This is a genomic window from Ruegeria marina (assembly GCF_900101475.1).
In the GTDB taxonomy this organism is placed as follows: Bacteria; Pseudomonadota; Alphaproteobacteria; order Rhodobacterales; family Rhodobacteraceae; genus Ruegeria_B; species Ruegeria_B marina.
Genome location: NZ_FMZV01000036.1, coordinates 1 through 12,171, shown reverse-complemented (window position 1 = coordinate 12,171; position 12,171 = coordinate 1). Strand labels below are relative to the sequence as shown.

At 59.7% G+C, this 12,171-nt stretch carries 6 protein-coding genes and 1 pseudogene; 2 read left to right on the top strand and 5 right to left on the bottom strand.

The window, feature by feature from the left end; genetic code table 11:
* Positions 1-399 precede the first annotated feature (399 nt).
* Positions 400-1,818, bottom strand: a complete 1,419-nt coding sequence (locus BLT75_RS23595; protein WP_093038133.1) for a homospermidine synthase — start codon at positions 1,816-1,818, stop codon at positions 400-402.
* Between the two features lie 372 nt (positions 1,819-2,190).
* On the opposite strand from BLT75_RS23595, the gene BLT75_RS23590 reads away from it, so the two are divergent.
* Positions 2,191-3,141 carry a D-2-hydroxyacid dehydrogenase family protein gene (locus tag BLT75_RS23590; RefSeq protein ID WP_093038129.1) on the top strand — a complete coding sequence of 317 codons (951 nt, stop codon included), beginning with the start codon at positions 2,191-2,193 and terminating at the stop codon, positions 3,139-3,141.
* Between the two features lie 61 nt (positions 3,142-3,202).
* Here the strand turns inward: BLT75_RS23590 and BLT75_RS23585 are convergent, their stop codons facing one another.
* A complete protein-coding gene (locus BLT75_RS23585; protein WP_093038126.1) occupies positions 3,203-5,494 on the bottom strand; it encodes an arginine/lysine/ornithine decarboxylase in 2,292 nt (763 codons plus the stop codon).
* A gap of 486 nt (positions 5,495-5,980) precedes the next feature.
* Between BLT75_RS23585 and BLT75_RS23580 the strand changes: the two are divergent.
* A pseudogene (locus BLT75_RS23580) lies at positions 5,981-6,624 on the top strand (IS6 family transposase).
* 31 nt (positions 6,625-6,655) lie between these two features.
* On the opposite strand, the gene BLT75_RS23575 reads toward BLT75_RS23580, so the two are convergent.
* The 3 genes from BLT75_RS23575 to BLT75_RS23565 all read right to left on the bottom strand — a co-directional run.
* Positions 6,656-7,747 (bottom strand): ParB N-terminal domain-containing protein, encoded by a 1,092-nt coding sequence (locus tag BLT75_RS23575; RefSeq protein ID WP_245706643.1) that lies wholly within the window; start codon positions 7,745-7,747, stop codon positions 6,656-6,658.
* 577 nt (positions 7,748-8,324) lie between these two features.
* Positions 8,325-8,582, bottom strand: a complete 258-nt coding sequence (locus BLT75_RS23570) for a DUF4242 domain-containing protein (protein WP_093038123.1) — start codon at positions 8,580-8,582, stop codon at positions 8,325-8,327.
* Between the two features lie 29 nt (positions 8,583-8,611).
* Positions 8,612-12,171: adenylate/guanylate cyclase domain-containing protein (locus BLT75_RS23565; RefSeq protein WP_093038120.1), on the bottom strand; the 3,560-nt coding region annotated here is incomplete at its 5' end.

Sequence of the window (12,171 nt, the reverse complement as noted above, 5' to 3'; positions counted from 1 at the left end):
CTGCTTGGACGCTGCTCGTGAAGGAAGAAATCTATCAGGCCCCGCCTACCATCTGAACGAAGGAGGGAATGGCGGCGACAGAGACGCCGCTAAACGAGATGCAAGGGCATAAGTGAATGATGATGATCGGACGGAACTGCTGCTGGGACATTCCGGGGTGGTGTCAGGGCGTCAAAGCTCGCCTGTCTGAAAGGAACCCAGCATGCGGACTTCATCAAGGCCAGCGGTTAACCATGCCGCGCCGATAGGCCGGACAAATGACCGCAACCTGCCTCGATCTCCTCGCCTCACGAAATCCCTTGCAAAACCGGAGCCGTCCACAAATGACACCCCCAAATACAGTCATACCACGCTTGCGCAGACTGGTTCGATTTTGCTTGGCAGCACTAGGCCTCTGGTTCAGCTTGCCAAAACGTTTCGGAACTGCCAGGGATCGCTTTCGTCGATGTCTTCGGCGAACTGCGACCATCGGTCTGTCAGCGGTGTCCAATCGGTGTAGTGGGCCTCGACCGGCCCAAGATAGCGGCGCTGGACCTCGAGGCAACGGGCGTGGTCCATCTCATCTGTTTCGACGATACCTGCTTGCGGATTTTCCAGCGCCCAGACCATTCCAGCCAGTACCGCCGAAGAGACCTGCAGCCCGGTGGCATTCTGGAAGGGGGCTAGGTAGCGCGTTTCCTCGATCGACAGGCGTGATCCAAACCACAGGGCGTTCTTCTCGTGCCCGTAGAGCAGCACGCCCAACTCGTCGATACCGTCGGTAATCTCGTTCTCGTCCAGGATATGGTACCGAGCCTGTAACTTACCCGAGCCGAATGTCTCGTGCAGCGACAGCACCGCGTCGTCACAGGGATGGTAGGCGTAGTGGCAAGTCGGGCGATACAAGGGTGCGGCCCCATCGCCAATGGTGTAATAGTCCGAAATCGAGATCGCCTCGTTATGGGTCACAAGGAAGCCGAACTGCGGTCCAGGGGTCGGGCACCAGGTATGTACGCGGGTGATCGCGCCGGGGCGTTCTATCCAGATAGCGGCTTTGCAGCCCTTGGCATGGTGGTGTGCGTTTTCGGGGAACCAGGTCTCGTGCGTGCCCCAGCCGAGTTCGGCGGGCTGAAACCCCTCCGAGATGAAGCCTTCGACGGACCAGGTGTTTACGAAGGTACCCATCTTCTTGTGCCGGGTCGATTTCTGGGTGTCACGCTCGGCGATATGTATGCCTTTCACCCCCAGCGACATCATCAGGCTGGCCCAGCCCTCGCGTGTTGTCGGCTGAGGGTCGCTGCGCCCGGTATCGCGGGCCAGTGTCATCAAGGCTTCTTTGACGAACCAGCTTACCATGCCGGGGTTGGCACCACAGCAGCTAACGGCAGTGGTGCCGCCGGGGTTGTGGGCCTTCTCGTCGCGCACCGCTTGTCGCAGGGCATAGTTGGTGCGCGCTGCATTATTCTCGGTCTCGAAATAGAAGCCGGCCCAGGGTTCGACAACGGTGTCGATATAGAGAACGCCCATCTCTCGGCAAAAGATCATGATGTCCAGAGACGAGGTGTCGACGCTGAGATTGACGCAGAATCCCTTGCCCCTTTCGAAGATCCCAGCCAGCACCTCGCGGTAGTTCGCGCGGGTGATCGCCGTCTCGACATGGTGAATACCGCGCTGAGCAAGAAAAGTGTGATCGGACAGTTCTGGTTCGATCACGTAGACCTTTTTGGCGTCATATTCGAAATGACGTTCAATCAGGGGCAAGGTGCCGCGACCGATCGAGCCGAAGCCGATAATGACGATGGGGCCGTCAATATGCCCGTGGCAGGGAAATTGGGTAATCCTGAGTCTCCTCCGGCGGAACACCAGCGCTGGTAGCGATGGCCGGTCGTCTTGTCTAGGTTTCCTTTCCGCGATCCATGCCAGCCCGTTCTGGCCAGATTAGGCGGCCGCGGGTTCGACAAACAATACCGCTACTGAATTGCGGCGGCTTGCCCCTGGCTCCAGCGTCGGGACGTTGGCACTCTGGCCTTGTTTCGATACAGCAAGGCGAAGGATGCCGTTCCTAGGCCGACTGGTCGGTGCCTTGGCCCGGTCCGGATTGTAACTGTTCCGCGCTTGTCCCAGATCCTTGCCAAGATCTGGGGTTTGCCACAGGTCGTGCTGCGGCAATAATGCTGTCGGTGATGTTAGCATGACATACAGGGGGACCACGTGAAGATTGCAGTGTTGGATGACTGGGCCGGTGTTGCCGAAACAATGGCCGATTGGTCCCGGCTGAAGGCCGAGGTGACATTTTTCGACCAGCCGCTGGGCGACGCGCTTGTCGAGGCAATGCAGCCCTTCGACGTGATCTGCCTGATGCGCGAACGCACCCCGTTTCCCCGCAAAGTGATTGAAGCGCTACCAGCGCTTAGGCTGATCGTGACTACCGGTCCACGCAACCTGAGCATCGACGTTGAGGCCGCCCGCGCTCGCGGTATTCCTGTATCTGGCACGCGCTCACGCAAGACCACCACGTCCGAATTGACGCTGGCCATGATGCTTGCCCTGTCGCGCCGCCTGATCCCAGAGGTTGGCCGACTGAAGGGGGGCGGTTTCCAGGGACAGCCCGGGCGGGACCTTGCGGGACTGCGGCTTGGTCTCGTGGGATTGGGCACTATCGGGGCCCAAATGGCCGAGATCGGCGCGCTTCTTGGGATGGAAGTGTCTGCATGGTCGCCAAACCTGACCGCTGAACGGACCGAGGTGCTGGGTGTGGAACGCGCTGGTAGCCTGGTCGAGCTGGCCGAGCGCTCGGACGTGCTGAGCGTGCACATGGTGCTATCCGAACGCAGCCAGGGTGTTGTTGGGGCTGCCGCCTTCGAGGCCCTGCCCGAGGGCGCGATCTTCCTAAACACCTCGCGGGCAGGTCTGGTACACCGCGAAGCCCTGTTCGAGGGCCTCCGCCAGAGGCGTCCGGCGTTGGCCGGGATCGACGTTTTCGAAACCGAGCCGTTGCCGACCTCGGACGCGTGGCGCGCGGCGCTGACAGAATTCGGCGACAGGCTGCTGCTGACCCCGCATCTAGGTTATGTCACGGAAAAGACGTGGCAGCTGTTCTATCAGGATACGGTCGAGGCAATCGAGGCTTTCGTGGCAGGTCAGCCGATCCGCAGGTTGTAGGATCCGGCCCGTATTTGCGAGCCGGTCCTGCTGACACTTATCCGGAGGCCGGTGGATGTGTTCATTCCGCGACGCAATCGGCGAAATAGTGTACGACGCCATCGGGCCCGAGTTCCTGTACGAGACCATGAATGTCGGTCTCGAATCCGGGGCATTCGCGCGCAAACGCGCGGTTGAATTTCAGGTATTCCACGATCTTGCGGTTGAATACCTCACCCGGGATCAGCAGAGGGATGCCTGGGGGGTAGGGAGTGATGAGGCTGGTGGTGATCCGCCCCTCCAACTCGTCGATCGGCACCCGTTGGGTGGTGCGCTGGGCGATGTGCGAAAACGCGTCGGTGGGTTTCATCGCCGGGGTCAGATCACTCAGGTACATGTCGGTCGACAGGATGGCGACATCGTATTTGGCATAGAGCGAATGCACGTGCTGGCAGAGGTCGCGCAGCCCCAAGCGTTCGTAACGAGGATGTTTGGCGCAGAACTCTGGCATTATCCGCCACATCGGCTGGTTGCGGTCGTAGTCGTCCTTGAACTGCTGAAGGGCAGTTAAAAGGGTATTCCAGCGGCCTTTTGTGATACCGATGGTGAACATGATGAAGAAACTGTAGAGACCAGTCTTTTCCACCACGACGCCGTGTTCTGCCAGGAACTTGGTCACGATCGAGGCCGGGATGCCGGTTTCCTCGAACCGGCCGTCCAGGTTCAGGCCCGGCGTGATGATGGTGGACTTGATCGGGTCAAGCATGTTAAACCCGGGCGCCATATCGCCGAACCCGTGCCAGGCCTCTTCCCCGTCCGAGGCTTGCACCCCGTCGGCGTCTGTCTTTTTCAGCACCCAGTCCTTGGCGCGGCCAATGCCCTCTTCGGCCAGTTCGTCCGGTCCCCAGACCTGAAACCACCAGTCGTCCTGCCCGAACTCTGCATCGACCTTGCGCATGGCACGGCGGAAATCCAGGGCCTCCAGGATGCTCTCCTCGACCAGCGCAGTGCCGCCCGGGGGCTCCATCATCGCTGCCGCCACGTCGCAGCTGGCGATGATGCTGTACTGCGGGCTGGTACTAATATGCATCAGGAAAGCTTCATTGAACAGGTGGCGGTCCAGTTTGGTGTCTTCGGAGTCCTGTACCAGCACCTGGCTAGCCTGGCTGATGCCGGCCAGTAACTTGTGGATCGACTGGGTGGCATAGGTGACCGAGTGACGCGGACGTTCCCGTTTTCGGCCCATCGCATGATAAGTGCCGTAAAACGGATGGAATGCAGCATGCGGCAGCCAGGCCTCGTCGAAATGCAAGTTGTCCACGTAGGCGTCGAGCATGCTCTTGATGGTCTCGGTGTTGTAGAGCACGCCGTCATAGGTAGACTGCGTCAGTGTCATGATCCGCGGCTTGACCGTGTCGGCATCTACCCCGGCCAGCAGCGGGTTGGCGCGTATCTTGGACCTGATCGCGTCAATCTCGAACTCGGCCTGCTGGATCGGCCCGATGATGCCGTAATGGTTGCGGGTGGGCTTGAGGAAAACCGGGATCGCGCCGGTCATGATGATGCTGTGCAGGATCGATTTGTGGCAGTTGCGGTCCACCACCACCACGTCGCCGGGGGCGACAGTGTGGTGCCAGACCATCTTGTTGCTGGTCGAGGTGCCGTTGGTCACGAAAAAGCAATGGTCGGCATTGAAGATGCGTGCGGCGTTGCGCTCGGAGGCACCGATCGCGCCGTTGTGGTCCAGCAACTGGCCCAATTCCTCGACCGAGTTGCAGACGTCGGCCCGCAGCATGTTTTCGCCGTAGAACTGGTGATACATCTGCCCGATCGGGCTTTTGAGGAAGGCGACGCCGCCAGAATGGCCCGGACAGTGCCACGAGTATGACCCATCCTCGGCATAGTCCAGCAACGCCTTGAAGAACGGCGGCTGGATCCCCTCGAGATAGCTTTTGGCCTCGCGGACGATATGGCGCGCGACGAACTCTGGCGTGTCCTCGAACATGTGGATGAAGCCGTGCAACTCGCGCAGTATATCGTTCGGTAGGTGGCGGCTGGTCTTGGTCTCACCGTAGATGTAAATTGGCACATCGGCGTTCTTCCAGCGCACTTCCTCGATGAAGTTGCGCAGGTTCAGCACCGCCGGGTCTAGGTCGGGCCCAGGGCTGAATTCTTCGTCGTCGATGGACAAGACAAAGGCACTTGCCCGTGACTGCTGTTGCGCAAACTGCGATAGATCGCCGTAGCTTGTCGCTCCAAGGACTTCAAATCCCTCGTTTTCAATGGCTTGTGCGACCGAGCGAATGCTTAGCCCCGAAGAGTTTTCGGAACGGAAGTCTTCATCAATAATCACGACGGGGAAACGGAATTTCATGCTTGTCTCTCCTGCCGACGACGGCGCAGCTAGATACTCTGGTGGGAACCTTGGCGGTGATGTGCAACGTCCCTGACCTTCTAGTTAGTGAACCCGCCACCTGCGATCTACAAGCATAATTTGAGATGAGAGACAGGTCGTTTTTTCATATCTGATTGGCGTGTAGTCGCCGGATGGCGCGTCGCATTCTGGCTGGATATGTCGCCAAAAGATTCAGCGGTCTACTTATACGTCCACACTTGCCGACACCTGAGCGCTTGATGTCGGCGAATTCGGTTGCACTGCCGAAGCAAACAATTGATGTCGAATTGCGCTTGTTTCTTGGTGGGCCTGCGGGCAATCGACCTATGCCCAACCGGGGCAGTTGGCGGTGTCAGAAGGAATCCGGTTGAGACGGGCAGGGCGGTCTCGCAGCCTCTCAGCACGCCGAAACGTGATCCGTTCAAATACTTCCGCAGCAGCCCAGAGATCATTCGCCAGTCGGTGATGCTGTACGTCAGATTTTCCCTTTCACTGCGCAACGTCGAGGATCTGCTTCATGAGCGCGGCATCGATGTCAGTCACGAAACGACTGGTTCTGGTGGCAAAGGTTCGGTCCGATGTTTGCGTCCGAGATCCGCAAGAAACGCGCTGAGCGGTTTCGGTCCTGGCCACAGTGGCGGTGGCATTTGGATGAGATGTTCGTGAAGATCAATGGAGAAAGGCACTACCTTTGGCGGGCCGTCGACCACGAAGGTGAGGTCCTGGAAAGCTACGTCACGAAGACTAGGGACAAGAAGGCCGCATTGAAATTTCTCAGAAAATCAATGAAGCGCCACGGTCGACCTGATGTCCTGGTGACTGACCTGCTGAGATCCTACGGTGCGGCGATGAAAGACATCGGCAATGCCCACAGGCAGGAAACAGGTCGCTGGCTGAACAACAGGGCTGAGAATTCGCACCTGCCTTTCCGACGACGAGAGCGGGCGATGCAGCGGTTCCGGCGCATGCGAAGTTTGCAGAAATTTGCTTCCGTCCACGCCTCGGTCTTCAACCATTTCAACTCGGAGCGCAGCCTCACCAGCCGACAGAATTTCAAGCTCAGCCGCGCTGCTGCTCTCGCCGAGTGGCGCCAGTTTGCTGCGGCATAAAGGGCATGATTATTGTCCGAGCTGAGACCAATTAGAATCTGTCTGAAAGCGCTGCCAGCCACTCCAGTCTCAGTTTTCCTGTGCTTTTTGAGCCAAGATTCTCCCGCAATTCCCGCGGGTTGCACGGCCATACCGTGTCGGCGTCCTGGTCCCTGTTAACGATCTGCCAGAGCGTTGTCTGCTTGCGATCTCCGGCCCAGTGGCCCTTGCCCTTGGCACGCACAGCATACCAGCAGGGTTCATGCTGCCAGTGGTAATCGCCGCGGCTGAGCATCAGCCGGTCCTTGGCCCAGATAATCTGCGACCGGATGGCGAAGCCTGCTGCCGTGAGACTTTCGGCCACCGTCGCGGCATGCAACGCCCCGTGCCAGACATAGGCGACATCTCCGGGAAACAGCGCCCATGCCTCGCGCCAGTCGGCGCGGTCATCGTTAAGCACCTTGCCTGTGCGCCGGGTCTTTGCCGCGCCGGCTTGATTGCGCCAGGACGGGTCATATTCCACGCCATAGGGTGGGTCGGTGATCATCAAAAGGGGACGCACATCGCCCAGCAGTCGCCCGACCACATCGGCGCTCGTGCTGTCGCCACAGATCAGACGATGCGGCCCGAGCTGCCAGAGATCGCCCGGCGCAGACACTGGCGTGACCGGAATATCCGGTACATCGTCCTCACCCTCGACCGGGCCATCACCGCCCAGCGCCTCGGGGTCGCGCTGTAGGGCTTCCAGTTCTTCGTCATCGATGCCGAGAACATCCAGGTCGAAATCCTCGGCAAGCAGTCCGGCGATTTCGTCGCGCAGCAGGGCTTCGTCCCAGTCGCCGAGTTCCGTCAACTTGTTGTCGGCGATGCGGTAGGCCCGGCGCTCAGCCTCGTCGAGATGGCTAAGCCGGATTACGGGCACCTCGGTCAACCCCAGCATCGTGGCGGCCAGCACCCGACCGTGACCGGCGATCAGTTCGCCATCTTCGGCCACCATGCAGGGAACCGTCCAGCCGAACCTGGCCATGCTGGCGGCGATCTTCGCCACTTGGTCCTCGCCGTGCATCTTGGCATTGCTGGCATAGGGGCGCAGCCGCTCGATTGGCCAGGTTTCGATCTGGCTCGGCGCGAAGACGAGGTCCATGGGGCGGGTCTCGGATGTAGGGGAAAACGAAAGCGCCCGAGAGGGGTGTCCTCCGGGCGCTATTCTTCGATGATCAATGGGTAGGTCAAAGGGGGGCAGCTTTGTCAATCTGAAAAGTGAAGTGGATTCAAAGCCTTCCCAGCAGGCTGGCTTCCGGCGGGGGTGGATTCCCCGGGGGTGGATTCCCTGGATTCCGACCGGGAATCCACCCTGGCCAGTTCATGATTTCGTAAGCCTTTGATTTGGAGTTGAATTTCCGGCAGGCACCCGCAGGGTGGATTCCAGGTGGATTCCAGGTGGATTCCCCGGTGAGGAATCCAGTCGCTAGCAAACCGCCGCGCTGAGCCCCCCCGCATACGTTTGGCACCGGGGAGGAACCAGAGGAGGGGGGCAGCTCAACGTTTATTGCACAGCAGACCTTCGTGCATTTTGCAGCTAACAGCCGGAACAAGCCCGGAGCGGCCTCTCAATGAGACCTTGGTGGCTGTTGGTCGGCCTCAAAACAAGGCCCTCTGACAAGACCTGAGGCGGGCTGGTCGCTGAGGCAAACGCACAAAATGCAGTTTTAATGTTCCAATCAAGCGAAGATGCCTGGGTCGATCCGGTCGACGGGCGTGATCACGTCAGCCGGAATGTTCAACCTTTCAGCAGCCCTGCGCAAGCTGTCTTCGTCGGGTGCTTCATACAGACAGTAGGTCTTCCGCTTGTCGGCGCTGAGAAAGGAAAAGATCCATTCAATGCCTTCTTCGTCGTTGATCGACTTGATATGCTTCTTTGCTTCGTCGTCGACTTCCAGCTTTTCCGCAAAGTTTCTTTCAATAATGAATCTCGGCATCTCATCCTCGCAATACGGGGAATTCGTTTTTAGATTGTCGTGGCTTCCAACTTGGCCCTTAACTTGACCATATCGAGTTTCCTGGCTACTGCCAACGCTTCGGCCTCAAGTTGCAGGGCGCGCTCCATGTCCTTTTTCCTCCCGCGTCGCCGCAGCGCAGCTGAATAGGCCGCCTTGCTGTGTGCGATCCAGGGTGGTGCCTTCATGCTGGCATCGATCTCGATGGCAGTTTCGAACATGTGGTCGGACGCATCCCAATCCCCCAGTAGCCCCGCCAGACTGCCCAACCGCCGCGAAGCTGCCCCGGCACAAACTGTCGTGGCGCCTGCGGTAATGGTCAGCTTCTCATAGGGCATCAGTTTTTCGTAAACGGTCTTTGCGTGCTCCTCGTGTCCGACCGCCACGCAAATATCTGCCAGATAAGAAAGCGTGGTGGAGTAAAGCGCGTCCTTGGGCAGTTCGAAGCCTGTTTCGGCCAGTTCGTTCAGAATGCGTTCAGCGGCGTCCCTGAAGCCCAGTTCCATTGCGATCACTGCGAAGCCGGGTTGCCATGTCGTGTCTTCGGGGCTCTCCGACATCAGGCGCTTGATTACCGGGGCCACTTCCTGAAGGCGGTTCTGCTCCCGCCGAATTGTGAACATCTGGACTCCGTAAACGCCTTCGACATGTTCCCCATGGGTCCGGCGGCCGATCTTGACGGCTTCGTTCGCATATCTTTCGGCCAGTTCGAAATCTCCCTCCAGGATCGCGATCATCGCACGGGCGTGAACCTGCACCCAGTAAAGCTGGAGGTGGTTTTCCTTCTTTGAAATGTCAGTCAGCATGTCCAGCGAATGATCCATCAGCTGGCGGTCGGCCATTTCGGCCCCTAGAAACAGGCTGAGCGTCCGGTCCCGGCCCTGATCTATAGTACCCAGCTTCTCGGCGACGCTGTGCATAGCCTGAAGGTTCTCGCGCCAATGGTCCCGCTCATCCTTGCTGCGCGCAATGAACGGAGCTCCGAAGCGTGACATCATGACCGAGAACTGGGCCTTGTGGTCGCCAAGCTTGGCGGCCAACTCCATGGCTTCTCGCCCGAAGGCGCTGCTCTTTTCGTATTGCCCCGTGAACGCGTAGGCGCGCGCAAGCTGACTTTTCAGCCCGGCACGGCGTTTTTCGTCCTGTTCCGAAAGGTCCTCCAGGGCCTGATTGCAGAACAGGATCGCCTTGGCATGCCAGTCGCTGGCCATCATGGCTGCATCGGCAAAGTGGTTCGCCGCGTCCGCGGCAAGTTCGGCATCACCAATCTTGCGTGCGGCATTCCACGCTTTTTCGAGGATCGCGATACAGTCGGGCAGGCGACCGGCGCTGTCATAGCTTCGGCCGATCAATATCTTTGCGGCGATGACAGCCTTGGATTCTTCGCCGCCCAAATGGCGGGCGGCCTTTTGGGTTTCGTTGGCGTTCGAGATTGCCTCGCGGCTGGCAGAACGGGCCAGTGCCAGTTCGGTTGCGGATCGCCACCGCTGGAAAGCCGCGGGCCAGTCTTCGGCCTCGGTCAGGTGGCGGGCGACCAGTTCGGGCTGCCGGGCGATTTCTGCCGAGCGCAATTCGTTCAGGGCTTCGGCGACGCGCGCGTGCTGTTGCCGTCGTGTCGTTGCCAGCATGGATTGATAGGCCGTGTCGCGGATCAGGGCGTGACGAAAGACGTATTTCCTTCGGCTGTGGCCGCTTTCGAAGATGAGCCCGGCGTTGCGCAACTCCTCCAGACAGGCGGGTATGTCGATCCGGCTGTCCGCCATGGACGCGGTCAGAAGGGCCGGCTCGAACTCGCGGCCGATCACCGCCCCGGCAAGAGCAACCTGTTTCGCATTCTGCGATACCGCGTCGAGACGCGCCATCAGCGTCCCTTTCAGCGACGATGGAATACTTATTTTTCCCCTTGCGCCTGACGCCCCGATGACCCGGGTCAATTCCTCGACGAAAAGCGGCACGCCATCGGTTTGCTGGATGATAATGTCGATCAGATCGCGATCGGGTTCCTGTCCCGACACATTCCGTACCAGCTCTGCGACGTGATCGGCATCGAAACGGCGCAGTTGCAGGGTCTGGACATGCACATCGCCTTCGGATTGGGCAAGCGACCAGTCTGGCCTGTGGGTAACCAGGATCATCAACGGCAGATCGGCGCAGACATCCTTGAAACGGTCGAGCAGCGCATTGGTCGAAGGATCGATCCAGTGCGCGTCTTCAACGAACAGGATGACCGGCCGCACGCTGGCCCGGACTTTCACGGTGTCGACCAAAGTCTGGATGGTGATGTTCCGCTGTTCTTGCGGCGACATCGCCAGCACCTTCTGTGCGATCTTGCTGCGCGGCGCCACCAGCGCCGCGAATGCGGGCAGCACAGCTTGCCAGTCCAGCCCCTGCCTTGCTCTGAGCATGGCGCTCACATGTTCCAGAATGCGGTCATCGTCAAAATCCGGTGCAACGCCTGCATCCTGCGAGATGCGTTCCGTGACAGGGTGGAACGGGCTGCCGGTCAGGTAGGGGGAACAGTTCAGCCGGATGATATCGGCGTATCCCGCCACAGCGTCGTCGGCCAGGAATTCCTCGGCGATCCGCGATTTCCCGATACCGGCTTCGCCGCACAGCAGCACAACTTCGCCTTTGCCGTCTTTCGCGTGATGCCATGCCTGCTTGAGGATTCCCTTCTCGAGTGTGCGGCCCACAAGGGCGCTGGACAAATCTCCGCCATGGGCCGCGCGAAAGCGGCTTTCGGCGCTGCGCTCTGCCCGTACCTGTAGCAGTTTGCGCGGGGCTTCGAACCCTTTCAGAGCCACCGCTCCAAGCGAGGAGAACTCGAAAATCCGGTGCAGCGACGCTTCTGTTCCCTCTTCGGGCAACACGATGGTGTTGGGCGGCGCATGTTCCTGAATGCGCGAGGCCAGGTTCAGGATCGGCCCGGTCATGGCGCCTTCTTCATAAGTGTTCTCGCCAATCGTGTCGCCGACCACGACTTCGCCACTGGCCACGCCGATGCGGACGGCCAAGGGGCTGCCGTCCGGCGCCTGCTGTTGGCTCACGCGCTGCACTGCATCGAGCCCCGCCTTGATCGCGCGGACCGCGTGGTCTTCGTAAGCCCTGGGCCAGCCAAAAAAGACGAGCAACCCGTCACCCAGATATTTCGCGACATAGCCGCCGTATCGGCTGACCGCCCCCGCAACACCATCCTGATAGCGCTGAAGCAGGGTGCGCATGTCCTCGGGATCGAAGCGGTTCGTCAATTCGGTCGAACCCACAAGATCTGCAAAAAGAACGGTCAGATGGCGGCGCTCGGCAGCTACGGGGGGCGTTTTCGTATCGGGCGCATCGCCAATGTCGGTCGCTGTGGAGTGCCGCGCAGGCTCATGTTCTTCCACTTGCGAGGCAATGGATGCCTCACCGGTATTTTCTGCCGCCTCGGCATGGTCGCGCGACATGTCCTGGATTGCTGCAAGCATCAGCTTTCGGTGGCCCAGGCTGACACCGAGTTCCTTCAGATCCTCGTCGCGCAGAAGCGGCAAGACCCTGCCGTCAACATCGTTCTCGCGGAACGCTTCAACATACT

Coding starts and splice junctions, on each gene's coding strand:
- BLT75_RS23585 (WP_093038126.1), bottom strand. CDS start 5,494: ATGAAATTCCGTTTCCCCGTCGTGATTATTGATGAAGACTTCCGTTCC.
- BLT75_RS23575 (WP_245706643.1), bottom strand. CDS start 7,747: ATGGACCTCGTCTTCGCGCCGAGCCAGATCGAAACCTGGCCAATCGAG.
- BLT75_RS23570 (WP_093038123.1), bottom strand. CDS start 8,582: ATGCCGAGATTCATTATTGAAAGAAACTTTGCGGAAAAGCTGGAAGTC.